14 protein-coding genes are annotated in these 19,235 nt (G+C 61.8%); 3 read left to right on the forward strand and 11 right to left on the reverse strand.

Annotated features, from left to right (window positions below):
* Positions 1 to 56: 56 nt before the first annotated feature.
* From BPHYT_RS04530 to tssH, 11 genes are all read right to left on the reverse strand, one after another.
* On the reverse strand, positions 57 to 1,160 hold the full coding sequence (locus BPHYT_RS04530; RefSeq protein WP_238535623.1) for an acyltransferase family protein: 1,104 nt from the start codon (positions 1,158 to 1,160) through the stop codon (positions 57 to 59).
* A 36-nt stretch (positions 1,161 to 1,196) separates the two neighbouring features.
* On the reverse strand, positions 1,197 to 3,080 hold the full coding sequence (locus BPHYT_RS04535) for a sialate O-acetylesterase (protein WP_238535624.1): 1,884 nt from the start codon (positions 3,078 to 3,080) through the stop codon (positions 1,197 to 1,199).
* A complete protein-coding gene (gene tssM, locus BPHYT_RS04540) occupies positions 3,061 to 7,050 on the reverse strand; it encodes a type VI secretion system membrane subunit TssM (RefSeq protein ID WP_012431985.1) in 3,990 nt (1,329 codons plus the stop codon). Before tssM ends, BPHYT_RS04535 begins: the two co-directional genes overlap by 20 nt.
* 28 nt (positions 7,051 to 7,078) lie before the next feature.
* Positions 7,079 to 8,323, reverse strand: a complete 1,245-nt coding sequence (tssL, locus tag BPHYT_RS04545; protein ID WP_012431986.1) for a type VI secretion system protein TssL, long form — start codon at positions 8,321 to 8,323, stop codon at positions 7,079 to 7,081.
* A 145-nt stretch (positions 8,324 to 8,468) separates the two neighbouring features.
* Positions 8,469 to 9,812 (reverse strand): type VI secretion system baseplate subunit TssK, encoded by a 1,344-nt coding sequence (gene tssK / locus BPHYT_RS04550; RefSeq protein WP_012431987.1) that lies wholly within the window; start codon positions 9,810 to 9,812, stop codon positions 8,469 to 8,471.
* Positions 9,813 to 9,824: 12 nt separating this feature from the next.
* Positions 9,825 to 10,337 (reverse strand): type VI secretion system lipoprotein TssJ, encoded by a 513-nt coding sequence (tssJ, locus tag BPHYT_RS04555; protein ID WP_012431988.1) that lies wholly within the window; start codon positions 10,335 to 10,337, stop codon positions 9,825 to 9,827.
* Between the two features lie 71 nt (positions 10,338 to 10,408).
* Entirely contained in the window at positions 10,409 to 10,891 is a 483-nt protein-coding gene (locus tag BPHYT_RS04560) for an Hcp family type VI secretion system effector (RefSeq protein WP_012431989.1), read from the reverse strand.
* A gap of 219 nt (positions 10,892 to 11,110) precedes the next feature.
* Positions 11,111 to 11,440 (reverse strand): hypothetical protein, encoded by a 330-nt coding sequence (locus tag BPHYT_RS04565; protein WP_238535625.1) that lies wholly within the window; start codon positions 11,438 to 11,440, stop codon positions 11,111 to 11,113.
* Between the two features lie 203 nt (positions 11,441 to 11,643).
* A complete protein-coding gene (tssC, locus tag BPHYT_RS04570; protein WP_012431991.1) occupies positions 11,644 to 13,143 on the reverse strand; it encodes a type VI secretion system contractile sheath large subunit in 1,500 nt (499 codons plus the stop codon).
* A 70-nt stretch (positions 13,144 to 13,213) separates the two neighbouring features.
* Complete coding sequence (gene tssB / locus BPHYT_RS04575; protein ID WP_012431992.1) at positions 13,214 to 13,759, reverse strand: type VI secretion system contractile sheath small subunit; 546 nt, start codon at positions 13,757 to 13,759, stop codon at positions 13,214 to 13,216.
* Between the two features lie 36 nt (positions 13,760 to 13,795).
* On the reverse strand, positions 13,796 to 16,516 hold the full coding sequence (tssH, locus tag BPHYT_RS04580) for a type VI secretion system ATPase TssH (protein WP_012431993.1): 2,721 nt from the start codon (positions 16,514 to 16,516) through the stop codon (positions 13,796 to 13,798).
* A gap of 693 nt (positions 16,517 to 17,209) precedes the next feature.
* On the opposite strand from tssH, the gene BPHYT_RS36650 reads away from it, so the two are divergent.
* From BPHYT_RS36650 to tssE, 3 genes are read left to right on the forward strand one after another with little or no spacing between them, the layout of a single operon-like run.
* Positions 17,210 to 17,818: a TagK domain-containing protein gene (locus BPHYT_RS36650; protein WP_012431994.1), complete on the forward strand. Its 609-nt coding sequence runs from the start codon at positions 17,210 to 17,212 to the stop codon at positions 17,816 to 17,818.
* Positions 17,815 to 18,687, forward strand: coding sequence for a type VI secretion system accessory protein TagJ (locus BPHYT_RS04590; RefSeq protein ID WP_012431995.1), 873 nt, complete (start codon positions 17,815 to 17,817; stop codon positions 18,685 to 18,687). The genes BPHYT_RS36650 and BPHYT_RS04590 overlap by 4 nt, the downstream gene beginning before the upstream one ends.
* Entirely contained in the window at positions 18,684 to 19,220 is a 537-nt protein-coding gene (tssE, locus tag BPHYT_RS04595; RefSeq protein WP_012431996.1) for a type VI secretion system baseplate subunit TssE, read from the forward strand. The genes BPHYT_RS04590 and tssE overlap by 4 nt, the downstream gene beginning before the upstream one ends.
* Positions 19,221 to 19,235 lie beyond the last annotated feature (15 nt).

The following is a 19,235-nucleotide window of genomic DNA, read 5'->3' on the forward strand; positions in this document are numbered from 1 at the left end:
GGCGAAGTCGCGGCGATACTGTGCCGTGTCCGCGCCACGACGGGCCACGACCAGGATCACACGCGCGACTTCGCGCTTTTGTCCGCGCGCGGCGCAGGCTTATCGGCAGACCCCACGCTTTCGCTCCGCGCTGCCGCGGTTTCCGCAAAGCCGGCCCAACTCGCGATTCGAAGACGCTTCGCGAGAACATAGATGGCGATCGGCAACGTCAGGCCGACCGCGCTGCCGAGCACGAAGTGGACGACCGGCTGGCCGATGCCGAACGCCAGCAACGCGTTCCAGACCACGGCGGTGGCAAGCACATGCATCAGGTAGATGGGCTTCCACGTTAAGCCGATCAATACGATCCAGCGCGACCTTCGCCAGATCGGCAAGCATCTTCCAACCGAGAGGGCTGCTGCAACGCCCAGAAAACTCGTCAGCAGCGAATACAAGTCGAGATGGTGGCCGAAACGCTGCCCCATGAACGCGGCGGCGCCAAAGGCGATTGCGCCCGCCAATGCGACATAAACGCCCGACGCGTGGCTCTCATGCCGATCCGGCCACGAGGCGAGCAGTACGCCGGCCAGGAAGAAAACGAGGCCCCAGCATGTCATCGTGACGATGCCCCAGTGACTTCGTATCGCGACGGTTGCGCTCGCCAGGATCATCGCGACAATCAGGCTGCGGTTTGCCACTGTCAACGCACATCGGACCGTTGTTGGTCGTGGCCATACCGTGATGAACGCCACGATCTGACAGATGAACAGCGCGTAGAGAAACCAGAATTGTCCAATGGGCGCCCATGCCAGACGAGCCAATTCGAATTGCCGGGCGGGGTAGTCCCGATAGTCGGCTACCAGCCATTGCACAGCCATTTGCAGTATCGACCAAAGCAGGTACGGATAGAGAACAGTCGACGCGAGCGACTTCAGCAAGCGCGCGCGTGAGCGTTGCAAATAGGCCAGCGTGCTCACGCCGAGAAGGAAGAAGGCCGTTGGATATCCCAGCGTGCCGGCTGCGTACAGAAGCACTTTCAGAAGACGGGCCATGTGGCCATCCTGCAGGAAGCCGGCGTCGCTGATTCGCTGCAGCACTTCGGCGCATACGATCGCGCTGATGGAAATTGCCAGGCCGCCTCGGATGCGCTCTTCTTTCACCATTCCCTCGTTCCGGTTCATGTTGCCACGCGATGCGGCCGGCCCCTTCACGCGGCGCTATAGCTGCACATCGAAAATCACGCACCAGTTGTCGAGACGCATCGATTCGCGCCCGTCGTTGAACCGGATCGCGTCGCCCTGCGAATCGCGCAGATTGCCACGCGGACCGTAACGGCTTCCCGCGACGCCGATGCCGTCGAATGCGTACTCGACATGGGTACCGGCAGGGATAGGCGATCGAGCAGTGATGCTCACCTCGTCGGGTCCGGTGATCGATACCGAGCGGATCGGCAGCAAGTCACCGGACGGCAGGCGCAACGAGAAACCGTAGTCCGAATTGCCGGCAACCTGTGTCGTGTCCCATCTGAGAGGCGGTGCAGGGACATTGAAGCGCAGCACGGCGGTCGTGCCCTCGCGTCGCCAGTTCAATGGTTCGAGAGGCGTCCATGTCTGTTTATCGATCAGAATCCTCTTGAGGACCAGCCCATAATAGGCGCCCATCCATTCGGTGCTGCGATTATCGGTATGGCCGCCGTCCACGTAGCGAAACAGATACATCGGCACCGCGAGATGAATGTGTGGATCTTCGTGGCTGGCTTCGAGCAGCGCGAGTGCGATATGCGGATACCGCTGGCCGAAACGGCGATGCGTGGCCACTTGATAGGTAATCATCTCGACGTCCTGCGTCTGGCCGGTCAACACCTTGGCGTCGCGATCGACGTCGGCCCGTAAGCGCTTCAACTTCGCAATGTAGGTCGGAATCGATGTGTGGCCGGAATCGTCGGCTTCCCCTTGCGTCCAGGTGATTGCGCCGACGCCGTAAGTCTTGCCCTGTGCGCTTGCGAGCCGTTTCCCCTCGCTAATATCGCGCAGCAGCCGCGTGTAATAAGTCCCCGTCGGCGACAGCGTCGCAATGTCCATCGATCCTTCGCCCGGCGCCGATCCGATGAAGCGGTAGGGCAGGTCCGCGTGACTCTGCAGGTTCTCCTGCTCGATCAGTTGCATGGCCATGTTCAAGGTGCCGCTCGTCGGTGTCTCGGCCTTGTCGCCCCATTGAGTCTCGGTCAACGGGACGAACTGCTTGTAGGCCGCGTCGACGCCGGCATCTTGCACGCCGTCTTGAGCACGCACGCCGCCGTTAAAACGCAACGAGGAATAGCGTTGATGAGTGGACAACACGGGCTTGTTGAAAAACCCCTGGCTGAGCGACTGGCCGTAGCTAATGATGTGGGTGATCTCCCACGGCGCTGCGCCGTGCGGAATCCATGCCGAGTAGGCCGGTTCGACGCGTCCATCGCCGGAGCCTGCCTGTGATGCGTCGAAGATAGTCGTGGCGGAAAGCGCACCCGAGGTCGATACTTTCAGCACTGTCCAGCCGCCGGCCGACGATGCGAGAGCGAAACGAAGCTCGCTGCCCGGCCGCCCGTCCGGGTTTTGCACGACAAGGCTGGCCTGGTTGCCGTCGACCTGAATGTGATGGGTTTCAGGTAGCGCGGTCAGGCGATCGCAGGCAGTTGCCGTCGACACGTGTCGAAGCTGCTGAAAGAGATCTTTTACTTTCGCGAGTGTGGCGGCTTGGCCTCCGCAGTGGGCGCGGTTATAGCGCCACAGCGGGTCGAACCTGTCTCTCCATTCGGCCACCGCGCTACCGATATCGCGTTCCGCCGATGAGGCGGGGACGCGATGGTCGCGCGGCGAACACGCGCAACATGCGCAACATGCGATTGCCAACACGACGAGGTACACGAAACGCATTGGGTCATCCTGGGCGTCATCTGCGCCGGACGATTGTAGGGGAACAATCGAATGCGTTATGTGCGAGTTCGCACGTAGCGAGCCGTCTGAAGCCTGAATACAGGCGCAAATACCTCGATTCAGCGTGGGGCTGTTCCCGGCGTGCGGTCGACTCGCATAGGCGGCATCAATGAGCGCGGTCGGCATCCGCCGCCGGCAAGCCGGGCGGCGGCCCGCTGTCAGGCAGGCTGAACATCGACATCGAATTCGGGCAACGGAAGGTCGTGAGCACTTCGCTGGTCAGCGGGTTGGCGACGCTGCCCGCACCGGTGATATCGAGCACCGCCTTGCGTCCGTCGAAATCGAACTCCGCGCGGGTGCGCCCCGGCGTGGCCGTCTGGACAATCTGCCCCTTGCGCAGCAAACGCATGAGTGCCCACGGGCCGTCCGTCACGAGCGTCGAGGTTTCATTGCGAATGCGTGGGCTCGCGGTCATTTCGGCATGCACGCCGCCGCGCGGCCCAGGCCAGCTCACCGCGAATGGTGCGACGGGTCCGTGCTGATACAGCATGGTCTGACCGTCGATGTCGATTGCCAGCGTCGTCACGGTCGGATCGAGTTCGGGCACGCGGATGTCAGTTTTCCAAAGAAGTTGCTTGCCCTGGTCGCCGAAGAACACGTCGCGGATTTGCCTCGCGTGCTGGAATGGTTCGAGGTCGGGGCCCCGTACGGGATCGGTGGCGCCCGGCAGCGTTCTGTAGCGCCACGGCTTCGCCGAGGTATCGACGAACGGTGCGAGGTTCTTCGTGAAGAAGTCGTCGATCACGCCGCCCTGTGCGAATACGCGTGTGAAGTCGTCGACACTCACGTCGCGCGGACTGTCCGGCGCAAAAGGATAGTTGCCCTCCACGGTCATTCGGCACGTATCGCTGACCACGGCCTGCATCTGCCGCGAAAGCAGTTGCCCGATGCCCTGATTGACTTCGCGCGAACCCTGCACCGAGAGGCCGAGCAACACGTCGCGAAAGGGCGCCAGCATGGTGTTGGCCGCCATTTTCAGTTTTGCCGCGGCATCGCTGGCGGGCGGCATGCTGTTGTTCGCGATCGCGTTATCCGCGACCGTCAGTGTGGTGTAGTAATCGTTGAGCAGGCTCGTTACGCCGTCGAGACCTGTCTTGCCGGCTTGAGCATTGGCCGGCGCCTCGGCGGCCGAGGTGTCGGCGCTGCCTGTGACCATCTCGCGCAGCGCGGCGAAATGGCCGTCCACCAGTTCGCGCTCGACGCGCTCTTCCGCGCGGATGCCCAGCGCCTTATCCGCTTTCTGACTGAACTGGTCGGTCGTTTTCTGCAGCAGAGAACCATTGGCGGCGGCGATCGACTGGGTGAGCGTCGTTTCATGCACGGCTGCGCGAGCGAGGCGCGCCAGCGGCGAATCGGGTGCAGCGAACTGGCGCAGCACCTGCAGATTGAAGGCAAGGCTGGTACCGGCGACCGTGCGGATATCGCCGAGGAAAGCGTCCCATTGCTGCGCGTATTCGGTCAGATAGAGCCGGCGGATGGCTTCCGTCAGCGGATCGTCGGCGCCCGTTACCGTGCTTACGATTTCAGCCGTTTTTTTTTGAGCCTCGCCAAGATACGAACGTCCCATGACCCAGGCGTCGTCGTCGCGCGCTGCCTGGACGAACTCCGGCAGCCGCTTGTCGAACAGGTTCTGGTAGCCGTCGAACGTAAAGAGGCCCGGCACACCGCGCGAGAGCGGTGCGCCGCTGACACGCGTGAACACCGTGCCGGCCTGCGGTCCGACCGCGCGAAGCAGCGTGAACTCGTCGGGCGCCTCCTTCTGCATGTCCGCCTTCGCGCGCTCGTAGAGCCGCTGCGTGGCATTGCTGCCGTCGAGAAATGCGCGGGCCTGCTGAATCAGGCCGTCGTTGCGGATCAGCGGCGACTGAACGATACGCTCGCCGGAAAATAACTGCTCGACGTGTTCGATCATCGAAGCCCGTCCGCCGAAGATCGACGCGCTGTCGTTTTTTGCCCAGTCGTCGAGTACCCAGGCTTTGATATCGGTCGAGTTGAACCTCGCCTTGTCATACAGCATCAAGTAGACGCGCAACGCGCCGTAGGTCGCTTTGGCATCCTTGTTCGCCATCGACTCAGCAATGACGTCTTCGAGGCGGTGAACGATGGACGGCAGCAGCAGATTGTCCTCGAGCGCGCGATAGGTGTCGCGGCTCGCCTCGACGACACCCGGCGCGCTGTAGAGGCCATAGCGAAAGCGGCTGTCGGGATCCGACAGATCCAGTCCTGTCCAGGTCGGCAGATAGCGCGCCTCGCCCAACGTGTCCGGCACGGCTTCCGGTTTGGGCTCGCGGTAAAGCTGCGTAACCTTGGCCGCGAGTGCCTGGCTCTTGCGCGCGATCGCATCCAGATAGTCGCTGTTATTGCCGAAGCTCACGCGCATGCCCATTGCGAGCCACACGAACAATACGAGGCCGAGCGTGTGCCCGAGCAGCCGCAACAGGCGGAAACGGTACTCCCAGCGCAGATTGGGCCGCACCAGATGCGCTTCGGGAAAGACAACCTTCGTGAACAGATCGTGCAAAAAATAGCTGTGGTTCGCGGCGGGCCGCGCCGCGTCCGCCGAGAACAGGCGACTGCGCCCCGCCATCAGACGCTGCACGACCGTGAGCGGTTCGGCAGTGACTGTTTGCCCGGCCTGCAATGCGCTCGTGAAATAGACGCCTCGTAGCATCGTGTGATTTTGCGTAGCGTCGTAACGTGAATCGACGAACAGTTGCCCCAGTAACTCGGCAAGCGGAGCGCAGAGCGCGGCGAACGCTTCCGGCAGTGCCGCGAGGCGCCGGCGGCGCTCGATGTCGTACTCGTCTTCCAGCCGCGTGTTCACGCCGCCGGCGAGACGCGTGACAAGCTGCCTCAGTTCTCCGTTGCACACCGCAGCGAGATCGCTCCGGGCCGATTGGCCGTTGACCGGGAGCGTGAATCCCCACATCTGCGCGCGATGTTCCTCGGTCAGCGATCCGAAATAATCGGCGAACCCGGACAAACGGTCCATTTGCGTGATCATCAGGTACACCGGAAAGCGGATACCCAGCCTGGTGCGCAAATCGGCCAGCCGTTCGCGCAGCATGTCGGCTTCGGTCGCGCGCACCGCGGGGTCGGAGGCCGTCAGTATGTCGAGGCTGATTGCGAGCACCGCGCCGTTGATCGGCGCGCGCGGGCGGTGACGGCGAAGCAGGTCGAGAAAGCCATGCCATTCGTCTTCGTCCACACGCCGACGCCAGTCGGCATCGCCCACTGCGGCATCCGTGCCCTGAGTTGCGGCCGTGCCGCAGCCGGCGTTGTCGTCTTTGTTGTCGTCTTTGTTTTCGGCGCGTTTGTCCGCGAGCGCGGGCAATGACTGAGTCGATGCGCCATGTCGCGTGTAGTAGCCCGCGGTATCGATCAGAACGGCATCGTTCGACAGCCACCAGTCGATGTTCTTCGTGCCGACGGATGCGCCGGCCGTTCGCGGCGTCGCGCCGCCAATCGGAAACGCCAGCCCGGCGTTCAGCAATGCACTCGTCTTGCCGGAGGAGGTCGAGCCGAGCGCGATGAACCAGGGCAGCTCGTACAGATACCGCGTGCCCTGGAAGAGCCGCCCCACGCCTCGCGCGCCCGTGCGCATGGACTTCAGCCGCGCGAGCGCGGCGTTGATGCGAGCCTCGACCTCTTTGAGCCTGCCGGCGGCCGGCGGCGTCTCCTTCTTGCCGCCGAACGTCAGCGCTTTTTTGAGGAACGCTTCGTCGCTGCGCATTTTCTGCCAGAGCCAGTACAGACCGAATGCGGCAAAAAGCGCCAGCACGACGCCAATGGCGATCACGCGCGCCGCGACGGAGGTCAACGGCGCGGCACGCCCGAAGCTCAACAGCGGCCCTGCGTACCAGACCAGCAGGCACAGCAGCGCACCGAACACCACGCCGGTCGACCAGCCCTTGAGCCAGAGCAGCGCGCCCACGAGCAGCAGCGCGATCACGAGGACGCGCATGCCGACGCTAACAAGAGGCTTGAGGCCGCCGAACGCGACGAACGGCCCCAGAAACCAGATCAACAGTCCGAGGACCAACAGCGCGAGGAACGCGAGGAACCAGCGCGATACCAGAAACGACAACTTCTTCATCCTTGAGTCCCGATGGGCATGATATTGATCAGGGGGTGACCGTAATTTCTACGCGGCGGTTCTGCGCGCGGCCTTGCGCCGTTGCGTTGTCGCCAATCGGATTCGCCTCGCCGCCGCCGATCGCCTCGAGCCGCGCCGCCGCCACGCCCGATGCTTGCAGCATCTGCATGACCTGGGTTGCGCGCTCTTCGGAGAGCGCATCGTTCGATGCGAACTGGCGGCTTCTGATCGGCAGGTTGTCGGTGTGGCCGGTGACGGTGACCTTGCCGGGCACCTTGCCGATTTCGCTCGCGATCTTCGCGATCAGCGGCCCCATCGACGCGTTGACGTTGACGCCACCCGGCGGGAACATTGCGTCGCCGCGGAATGTCACGGAGCTATGACGGGCGTCTTCGTCGACACTGACCGTGCCGGCCGCAATCTCGTTCTTCAGCAGTTCCTTGAGGTGGGGCAGGCGTGGGGCCGGCGGCGTCAGATGGCCGATATCGGTGATCTGCTTCTCGACGCTCGCGCCATGGTTGAGCAGATGGTATTTGAACCAGCCGAACAGGCCGAGCAGGATCAGCCCGAGAACGGCAAACGTGATCCGGACCGGAAAGTCGTAGACCGACAGACGCTGTCCGCGGGAGTCGGATTGCACTCGCGGCGACAGCGCGATCGGCACGACGCCGCGCTGCGTCTGGATCTCGTTGTAGAGCCGTTGACGCACGGCGTCATGCTTGCGGGCGCCGTCGGCTTCATGGCGGTAACGGCCCATGAAGCCGAGGCTCAGGATCCGATAGATCACTTCGAGCAGGTCGAGATGCTCGCGCGGCTCGTTCATCAGCCGTCCGATCAGCAGATAGACCTTGTCGCCGCCTTGGCGGTCCTCGTGGAATTCGGTGGCCAAGCCTTTGCGAAGCCATTCGACGCCGGTTTCGCGTTGACCCCAAACGGTCTTTCCGGCGGCCTCATCGAGCGCCGTGGCCAGACAGTAACGCGCGCCGATCATGTGATCGCGCCTGATATTCGCTTGCTCGCACAGTCGCTGGAAGGTGCGCACCTCCTGTTTGAGCAGCAGGTGAAGCTGATCGATGGCCGTCAGATCCAGATTGTCCGGCATGTCGGCGAGCGCGCGCAGCAAAGGGCGCGCGGCCTCCAGCAGCGGATTGGTCGCGTCCTCCACGGCCTGCAGGCGGGCGGCTTGCGGTTCACCGGCGGGGATGCTCGCGAGCAACGTGGCCGGCAGTTCGGGCTTCGCGCCGGACGCCGAGTCGCCGGTTTTTTTCTCCATGCCGGCAGATGTAGCGCGGTCGTCGGGCGCGAAAGCTGTGCCGAAAGAAGGCAGTCCTCGGTCTGGATTCACTGTGTTCCCCTGATGCGATGATGAACGGGCGCCTCTACGGAAGCGCTCCTGTTTTCCGGCGAGTCACGGCTTATCAGCGCACGCCCCACAGTTCCAGCCTGAGTGCGGGGAAATCACCCGCCACATGCAGCGCAATGCCGCCGTGCTGCGCGACGGTCTCCCACAGCGGACCCGTACGCGAGAGTTCGTAGTACACGTAGCCGGCGTTGAATGGAATCTGCCGCGGCGGCACGGGCAGCGCCTGAAGCGCGATGCCTGGCAGATGCGAGCGCACCAGATCCGGCAGACGTTCGGACGGTCCCATCTTGGCCTGCATGGCGAATTGCTGGACCAGCGTGTCCGGCGGCATCTGAGCCGACACGGCGAGGACCAGCGAACTGAAACTGCGAATTTCCGCCGGATCGACCACTGCGTTGCGCATGCCGTATCCCGCGTCGGTAAACGGAATGCTTTGCGCGCTGCGTACGAGGACCGCGTTGAGCAGCCAGTGTGTGTCGTCGACCACGGGCTTCAGGCACAGATGCGGCTCGATGTGCTGATACGGCGGATGGCTTTCGAGCGGCCGGCGCGTCTGCGGACGCACGTAGGTCGAGAGTTCTCCAGCCATGCTGAGCAGCAGCGCGTAGAGATCGGCGGGGGAGGTGGTCGGAACCCGGCGTAGGTGTTGCAACAGCGGTTCGTAGCGATTGAGCGTTTGCAGCAGCAGATAGTCCGAGACCTCCGCGACCGTGCCGGCCTGGCCGTCGCTCCCGGTCAGCCGTTTGGCGAGCGCATCCGCACGCAGGCGCGTGAGGTCGTGGACCTTCGCCAGCCAGCTCGTGAGCAACGCGTTGGCGCCATAGCCCGACACCGGCGGGACCAGGGTATCGTCGAGTTCGATGCTGCCGTCCGCACGAAGCGTCTTGACTCGCGTCAAGGGTAGACCGATCCACGCGTCGGTCATCTCCTTCTGCGGCACTAGTCGCAGCCGCAGGTTGGATAGTTGAACGGCTTTCGGACCTTGTCCGACCGAGTTCGTATCGCGCAAGTCCGTGTCGAACACGGCATAGCGGGCGAGCGAATGGGAGGACTCGTCGAAGGTCGTTTCTTCCGCGTTGGGCACGCGAATGGACACGGCAAGATGGATGACCTGGTCCAGATGCTCCGCGCGTACCGTCAGCGGGGCGGGCGGCGGCGTGTTCCCCGGCGAATCGAAGGGCGTGCCGTCGGCGAATACGCCGCTGGCAGACTTCAGGATCACTTTGCCGAGCGCGAGCGCCTCATTGTCGATTGCGTAGTGAGAGAAGCCGAAGAAAAAGGGCGAAAGCGGCGCCGCGCGCTTATGGGCGAAATGTTCGAGGTAGCGTTCCTGCTGCTGGAAAAGCTGCGGGCGCAGGAACAGACCTTCGCTCCAGGTGACCTTGTTATACCAACTCATGCGTGTGGTCCATTACTTGTTTTGTTTTTGTGCGTCGGTGATCCGGATCGCACTGGTATCGAGATTGATCGTCAGCTTCAGTTTCGGCGCGATCCGGTACCACGCAGCCGGTGGCGATGACGGCAGTGTCCAGGTGGCGCGCCACACGGAATTCGGCAGATCGCGGTAGGCCGCGATGACACCGAGAGTGGTCGTGGCCTGATCGGCGTTGCGCCGAATAGTCCGGCTTTCTCCTGGACGAAGCTGATACTGCTCGCGCACGACAAGGTCGTCGGCGAGCACGGTCTTGTCCTTGTCCTGCAGCGAGAAGAAGTCGGCGGCAGTGAACGCGTCGGCGTTTTTCAATTCGTAAATGCGCACCACGATCGGCGCGGCGCGTTTCTGGTCGTCGGGATTGACGCTCGATGAGGCGGTTATCGACAGGTCGAGCCTCACGGGTTCATGAACGGCTTTGGGATCGTTGCTCGCGCATGCGGTAAGTCCGAGTACGCAGATAAGTGCGACGACGTGAGTGGACGGGCGCATCGGCAGTGAACAGGGGAAGTGGGGCGTTATAAGGTCCGGCGCGCATGCCGGACCTCGCAAGACAGGAGCGCTTAAGCTTCCTTGTTGAGCTTGATGTCGTAGCCTGCCGTCACGGCGCCGCCACTGCCGCCCTGGGCGTTCTGCACGACGTATTCCTGCTTGACCTTCGCGAACGACAGGCGCACCTGTTCACGGATGCCGTTGTCAGCGTTGCTGCCCGACGGATGAACCTGCGTAACGATGACGTCGTTCATCGTGATCTTCAGGTATTCGAGCGGATTGCCGCCGGCCTTGCGCACGGTCAGCACGGCCTGATCGATGTGCTTGCCGGTCAGGCAATACTTCATCAGGTTCGGGCTTGCACGATCGACCAGGTGTTCGAACGCCAGGTCTTCGACAGTTGCCTTACCCGCGCCGCCGCCCGAACCCATGTGCATGTTCGACTGCTGCAGGATTTGCCAGCCCCAGCTCGCCACTTCGATTTCGTTCTTGTGCGCCGAATCCTGCGATTCGCCGTCGATCCCGTTGATCTTGATAAAAATGTCCTGTGCCATTTAAAAACTCCGTGAGTGAAAAAACAGACTGCTCTTTGTTGCGGGACTGCCGCGCCGTATCAGCGATGCTCTTTGCCAGTGAATGTCGCCGCGTATTGGCGGTGCTTCGACTGCCGTTCTTTTTTACGCAGACGAGGCGTGTACCGAGTGCGGACGTACGCGTGCACGCGCGCACTGCGATGGCTGTGGCGTTGGCTACGGCGCGGCGGGCGTATTACTTCATTTCGTTGTCCGTTCGGTCTGCGCGACGGCGTGGGTCAGCGCCTTGCAGAATGTTTCCATGCCCGCCGGACAGGATGACGTGGAAAGTCCCTTAATTTTGTCGAGGTCGGCCGTATCCAGCGTGCTGTCGATATGACGCAGCACAAAGCCTTTGAGCGATGGATTGCGCTTGATCGATTGGCCAAGTCGCGGCAATGTATTCCATCGATCCACGAGTAGTCGCGCAATCGCCTCCGAGTACCCCTCGGCGATGTCGCCGTCATCGCTCTGTTTGTACTTCGTGAACGCGACGATCGCCGCGTTCCAGGTGGTGATCTTGTCGACCATCGCATCCGCACCCACCGCGTCACGCTCGGTGCAAGCCTTACCGTAGGCCAATGGCATTGATAGGAAACCGAGCACCGCAACGAGATATGCGACGCAAGACATCTGAGAGACTCCCTTTTTGTTAATGGCCGATGCATTCGGAATGACATCCGGGACCGCCGGCTGGATTACGCGGTGGCCGTTGGCGTTCTGGCAGCGATCGATCAGGCCGCTTCCTTCACGGAAGGCAGCCGCGCAACAAGACGCAGCGACACCGTGAGGCCTTCGAGCTGGAAGTGCGGGCGCAGGAAGAACTTCGCCTGGTAGTAGCCGGGGTTGCCTTCGACATCCTCGACGACCACTTCGGCTGCCGCCAGCGGGCGGCGTGCTTTGGTTTCCTGCGATGAATTCGCCGGGTCCGCGTCGACGTAGTTCATGATCCATTCGTTGAGCCAGCGCTGCATATCCTCGCGCTCGCGGAACGTCCCGATCTTGTCGCGCACAATGCACTTCAGGTAGTGCGCGAATCGCGAGCAGGCGAACAGATACGGTAGACGCGCCGACAGGTTGGCGTTGGCAGTCGCATCCGGATCGTGGTATTCGGCGGGCTTCTGCACCGATTGGGCACCGATGAAGGTCGCGTGGTCGGTGTTTTTACGGTGCACGAGCGGAATAAAACCGTTCTTCGACAGTTCGGCTTCGCGACGGTCCGAGATTGCGATTTCCGTCGGGCACTTCATGTCGATGCCGCCGTCATCGGTCGGGAACGTGTGGCACGGCAAGCTCTCGACCGTGCCGCCCGACTCGACGCCGCGAATCAGCGAGCACCAGCCATACAGCTTGAACGACCGGTTGATGTTCACGCCCATGGCGTACGCGGCATTGGCCCACGCATAGTTGCGGTGATCTGGACCGTTGGTGTCTTCCTCGAAATCGAATTCATCGACCGGGTTCGTCTGAGCGCCATACGGCAGACGCGACAGGAAGCGCGGCATTGCGAGCCCGATATAGCGCGCATCTTCCGTATTGCGCAGGGAATTCCACGGCGCGTACTCGAGATTTTGCGCGAAGATTTTCGTCAGATCGCGCGGGTTGGCGAGTTCCTGCCACGACTCCATCTGCAGCACCGAGGGCGAGGCCCCCGAGATGAACGGCGTATGCGCGGCTGCGGAGATTTTGGCAATCGAGCCGAGCAGGTCGACGTCGGGCGGTGTGTGGTCGAAGTAATAGTCAGCAACAAGGCAGCCGTACGGTTCGCCGCCGAGCTGGCCATATTCCTCTTCGTAAATCTGCTTGAAGAGCGGACTCTGATCCCATGCGAGGCCCTTGTAGCGCTTCATCGTGCGACGCAGTTCCTCCTTCGAAACGTCCATGAAGCGGATCTTCAGCCGCTCGTCCGTTTCGGTGTTCGACACCAGATGATGCAGACCGCGCCACGCCGATTCCAGTTTCTGGAAATCGTTGTGGTGGAGGATCAGGTTGATCTGCTCCGACAGCTTGTGATCGATTTGCGCGATGATCGCTTCAATGCTCTTGTACGCGTCGTCGCTGATGATGATCGACTGCTGCAGCGCCTGCTCGGCCAGCGTTTGAACCGCATATTCGACGGCGTCCCGAGCCGCGGCGGTCTTGGGGCGAAATTCCTGCGCGAGCAACTGCGAAAAGTCGGTCTGTGAATGCGCGGCAGTTGCGCTTGCCGTTGCCTTTACCTGCTGTGTTGTCATGGTGTGTCTCTGTGGTTCCTTGGTCGTTCTTGAGTCGTTCTTGCCGGTGTGCCTTCGCCAGCAGCGGCGGTCAGTTCGACGCCTTGTCGGTATGGTTGTGTTCTGTCTCGTCGATAACCTTCGGCTTCGGCACGGCGGTGAGCGCCTTCAGCAAGGCTGGATCAGCCAGCAGCTTGTTGACGAGCGCTTCGGCGCCGGACTTGCCGTCCATATAGGTTTGCAGATTGGCCAGTTGCGTACGCGCGTCGAGCAGGCGATGCAAGGGCTGGACCTTGCTGGCGACGGCGGCCGGCGAGAAGTCCTCCATGCTTTCGAATGTCATGTCGACCATTAATTGGCCCTCGCCCGTGAGCGTATTGGGCACCGCGAATGCGACGCGTGGCTTGAGCGCTTTCATGCGCTCGTCGAAGTTGTCGATATCGATGTCGAGGAAGCGGCGGTCGGCGACAGCCGGCAGCGGTTCGACCGGCTTGCCGGATAGATCGGCAAGCACGCCCATCACGAATGGCAGTTCTACCTTTTTCTCGGAACCGTAGATCTCGACGTCGTACTCGATCTGGACGCGCGGCGCACGGTTGCGCGCGATGAACTTCTGCGAACTGTTTGAAACGGACATGCATGACTCCGTAAGCGTGGGAAATGGCCGGCAGGTTTAATGAGTCTCGCCGACTGAAACCGGGGAAATGCTCTCGCTGAACGCTGGCTTGTTGGCAGATGCAAAGACGAATGCGGCAGCAGGCGTGACGTTGCTGTCGCCGATCTGGATTTCGATGCTCGAGAGGACTCGCTTCGACGAGAAAGCGTCGAGCCAGAGAGCAGACAGTCTCGGCAGAACGTGTTGCTCGATAAACCCGATCAACACCCGGGCGCCGGTCTCCTGCACGAGGCAGCGGCTGACGATGTAGTCGATTACCTGTTCGTTGTAATGCAGTGCAATACCATGACTGTCCGCCATGCGCTGCACGACACGGTTCATATGCAGACGCACGATGCTGGCGAGCGACGCGTGAACCAGCGGGCGATACGGCACGACGGTCACGCGTCCGAGAAAGGCCGCGGGAAATACTTTGAGCAACTCAGGGTTTAACGCTTCACGTAGGGCGTCCTGATCGGGTGCGAGTGTGGCGTCCGCGCATAGGCTCGCTGTCAGCTCGGACCCGGCATTGCTGGTCAAAAGGATCGTGGTATTGCGGAAGTCGATGTAGCGTCCGTCGCCGTCTTCCATGTAGCCCTTGTCGAACACCTGGAAGAACATTTCATGTACGTCGTGATGCGCCTTTTCGATCTCGTCGAGCAGAACAACTGCATACGGGCGCCGGCGGACGGCTTCTGTCAGCACGCCGCCTTCACCGTAACCGACGTATCCGGGCGGTGCGCCCTTGAGTCCGGAGACCGTGTGCGCCTCCTGATACTCGCTCATGTTGATCGTGATCAGGTTCTGCTCGCCGCCATACAGAGCTTCGGCCAGTGCGAGCGCCGTTTCCGTCTTGCCGACGCCGGACGGCCCCGCCAGCAGAAACACGCCGAGTGGTTTGCGGGGATCGGTAAGACCCGCGCGCGCCGTCTGCACTCGCTCACCGATCTGGCGCAAGGGATCACTTTGCCCGATCACGCGGGCGGCGAGTGTTTCGGGCAAGGCGCGCACAGCCGCAACTTCATTCGTTACCATGCGACCGACGGGAATGCCGGTCCAGTCCGAGACGATTTCCGCGATGACCGTTTCGTCTACTTCCGGGAAAACGAGTGGCGTCTCACCCTGAAGGTCAAGGAGGCTGTGCTCCAGCTGGCCGAGTGTCGCGAGGGATGGCACAACATCGGCTTGATCCGGGGCGGGCTGGGTAAGGATGGCGTCGCGGGCGCTCGCTAACGCCTGTGCGGCTGCGAGCTGGGCGCGCCAATGTGCGTCGATTGCGCTTTCCTCCGTGGAGAGCGTACCGATGCGCGCCCTGGCGGCACTCAGCGCCTCCTCCGCATGGAGTCCGATACGCGCCTCCTGTTCAAGCAGGCCACACTCGACGCGCGCCGCCTGAAGTCGTTGACGCACGCTTTGCAGTTCGCGCGGCGGCGCATGCTGCGAGAGCGCCACGCGTGCGCATGCGGTGTCGAGCAGACTGATCGCCTTGTCGGGCAACTGCCGCGAAGGAATATAGCGATGGGACAACGTAACGGCGGCGCGGATCGCTTCGTCTCGGACAATCACGCCGTGGTGCTTCGAAAACGTGTCGGCCAGTCCCCGCACCATGTCGATGGCTGCGGCTTCCTGCGGTTCGGGGACCTGCAGTACCTGAAAGCGCCGGGTGAGAGCGGGATCTTTTTCGATGTGCCGCTTGTACTCCGACCAGGTCGTCGCTCCGATCATGCGCACCGCGCCTCGCGCGAGGGCCGGCTTGAGAAGATTGGCGGCGTCGCCGGTGCCGGCCTGACCGCCCGCGCCGACGAGCGTGTGGATTTCGTCGACGAACAGAATGATGGGTGTCTTGGACCGTAACGCGGCTTCGAGCACGCCTTTGAGCCGCGACTCGAATTCCCCTTTCATACTCGCACCAGCCAGCAATGCGCCGACGTCGAGCGTCATGAGCCGCACGTCGGCCAGCGCGGGCGGCACGTCGCCGTTAGCGATGGCAAGTGCGAGCCCTTCTACGACAGCGGTCTTGCCGACGCCGGCCTCGCCAGTGAGCAGCGGGTTGTTTTGACGGCGGCGCAGCAGGATATCGATGATCGTGCGAATCTCCTGCTCGCGTCCCGTCACGATGTCGATTTCACCTGCGCGGGCTCGCGCGCTCAGGTCGCTGCAGTACTGCTCGATTGGCGAGTTCTTCGAACCTGCGGGCAGTGCCTGCGAAGCCTCGCCCGGCGCTGCGGCGGAGAAGTCCGTGTTGTCGTACGGCGAGTCGGAAGATTCGGGCGAGCCGTCGATCCACGCAATCAGTTCGTCGCGTGGCGTATCGACCGGGATGCGAGCGAATGCGGGCGAAGCCGAAAGCAGTACCCGACGCAGTTCCGGCGTGCCAAGCAATGCTGCAAGCAACCACGCGCCGCGTATCCGGCGGTCGCCGAAATCGAGCGTGGCAAGCACCCATGCTCGCTCGACGGCCAGTTCAATATGGTGCGAGATGTCGCTGATCGAACTGGCGCCTGCGGGCAAGGCGGCGAGCGCCCGTGCGAGATCGCGTTCCAGTGTTGTACGTTCGATTCCCGCATGCCGGGCAATGCGGTGCATGTCGCTGTCCGGTAATTGCAGCAATTGATGCAGCCAATGGACAAGCTCCACATACGGGTTGCCGCGCAGCTTGCAAAACGCGGTAGCGGATTCGATGCTGCGGAAGAGTGTGGCCCCGAGCTTGCCAAAGAGTGCCTGGCGGGAAATCGTCATGAACTGGTCGCGTGTGGTTTATTAGGATGACTGATTGGAATTGTGCCTGCACAAGTGGAAGTGGAAGCTTTTTTAAGGGAATTGCCTTATACGGTCAAACGCTTCGCTTTCTTTATGTAACTCGGTACTTTTCGAACCCGCCTCCGTTTAATGGTGTTTTTTGAATTATCGGACTTGAAGTTTGGATCAGTCAATGTATGCGGGTGATTTTTATTTTTCTGTCATTTGTGAATTTTTTGATCGGAAACAAATTTAGAGTTATCCTGTTCTGTGAGTTGTTGAGGTAAAAATATAAGTTAAATTATTGAAAATTATCGTCTTTGTGGCGGAGGTTCGGCTTGTTTTAGTGTTGGGAAAATTCCGCACGTTCGATTGAAAATTCCCTCTGTGTAGTATAAATCTGGCTTGTCGGTGCTCGATCTATGTCGGATTATCTATATTTTGGATTGTCGTTTAATTTATCTCGAATAAAATCTCTATTTTTTAAACATTGCTGCCGAAATTTACGGTGGACATCAATTGCGTAGTCATGCGTTAATTCCGTTCTGTTCGGTATAACAGACGCAGGATCGGCATAGACCTGCTTGGCGTCAGGCAATGAGATTTCATACTTACTTACGCAAAGTTCTTGGCAAGCCGTCGCGCGCAACTGTCGATCGGAGTGCTCTGCATCGTGCTCCGTCCTGGATACACATGGGTTCGCGCGGGCAGGTTCGTGGGCAATCACGTGTGGAGCGCCACGGACTGGCTGCGTCGGATCGCGGCGACTGCTCACCGGAGTCGAGCGAGGCTATCTTCGAGTTGCTGGGTTCGTCGACGAACGCTGCGTATGACACGTCGGCATACGAGCGGCCGGGCGCGTCGACACATACCGACCGGGACGATCTTCTCGCCACGCTCAATGAACAGTATTACCAGGCACTCGAATCGCCGCACTTCCTGCCCAACTCGGAATGGGTCGGATCGTCTGCAACAGGGATAGCCGGATCGGGCAAAGAGGCGATGGGTGAACGAGCCCGCGCCAACGATGACTCGAGTTCAATTCATAGTCTGCTATCCGACATCGACGTGCTCGAGGAAGCCTTCGATGCGTTGCACGAGGGCGGCGTGACGGATCTGACCGGGCACGACGCGGTGCCGGAAATCCTTCGCCTGTTCGCGCCAGCCGAATATCACGCGTCGGCGGCACGCCGCGTGGGAATGGCGCCGCCGCACGTCGCGCGGCGAGATCATCACACGCTCGCGATCGACAGCCCGCTAGCCGCTCTGAACACTCACATTCACCACGAGTCCAACGAATGACCGCCCAACCGCTACCGAATGTCTTCGCGAGCCAGCAACGCCAGTGGTCGCCGGCAGCACAGATCGAAATGGTCGAAGCGAACATTCGTAGTCAACCGACGTTGGCCGCGCATCGCTGGACGCTGTTCCAGTGGCTATGTATCACGTACCAGTGGACGCGGGCCATCCAGCAACTTCAGGGTTTTGCCCAACTGGAGCCGTCCCAGGCATCCGTCGCGCAAGCCTGCCGAGACCTGGTTCGCGCGGAACACTGGCGCGCAAAAGTCATGGCCGGGCAGCAGGAGCCGGGGTGGGTATTCGGCGACGCGCCCGCGTGGATACACGGCATGCTCAGTGCGCTCAAACTGTCCGCGCAGGGACAACAGGACGCGTCGGACGACGCCCGGGAGCGCGCGTTGCATCTCGCTCCGCTGGTCGCCGGGCACACCTCGAATCAGCGCTTTGAATGGATCGGTGACAGCGATTCGCGGCTAGGCCCGGTCTGTGAGCTAATTACCGCCGGGCGGTATCGCTGGCTTTCGCTGGCGGATATCGCCAGTTGGCGGATCGAAAGGCCGTCGACGCTACTCGACCTCGTGTGGGCGCCGTGCACGCTGTCGCTGATCGACGGCGCGGTGCTGCGCGGCTTCATGCCGGCACGTTATCCGCTCGCCGCCCACGGGTCACCTGTCCTGCGCGAGACGCTGCAACTCGGGCATGAGACCGTTTGGCATGAGTCGGGGCGCACGGCCGTCATGGCATCCGGGCGCAAGACCTGGACGACAAGCGCGGCTGATTTCGATCTGTTCGAATTGGCTGACTGTTCGTTTGGTCCCGCCGCGGTGGACGGCACCGCGCACTCCGGTGCGGCGGCAGGAGTGCAGCAATGAGCCGCAAACGTCATGAACCGGACCGAACGGCGCCTGCGCCGCGCCAGGCCGATGCACAGCTGCTGCCCACCTTATTCGATCGGCTGCGCGACGACGCACCGCACCGGCAGACCGAGTCGCCCGGCGACTATGCGGTCAGCCGGGCGCAGATGCGCGACATCATCCAGCGCGATCTTGCGTTTCTGCTCAACGCGACCAGCATGGAAGACCTGATCGATCGGAAGCGGCATTCATACGCGGCCGCATCGACCATCAACTTTGGCGTGCCGCCGCTCGCAGGGGCGTTCATGGCGTCGCACAAATGGGCAAAGATCGAGGAGGTGATACGGGGCGCCATACGCGACTTCGAGCCGCGGCTGATTGCACATACGGTGCAGGTCGTGCCCCTCACGGATGTCGATAGCCAGAGTCGCTACAACCACCTCGCGTTCGAGATCCGCGGAATGATCCACATGGACCCCTATCCGCTCGAGTTCATGGTGCAAAGCTCGCTCGACCTTGAAACAAGCCGCCTGCACGCAGCGGCTCGTTGACCACAGGACATTGTT

The organism is Paraburkholderia phytofirmans PsJN (assembly GCF_000020125.1).
GTDB classification, from domain to species: Bacteria; Pseudomonadota; Gammaproteobacteria; order Burkholderiales; family Burkholderiaceae; genus Paraburkholderia; species Paraburkholderia phytofirmans.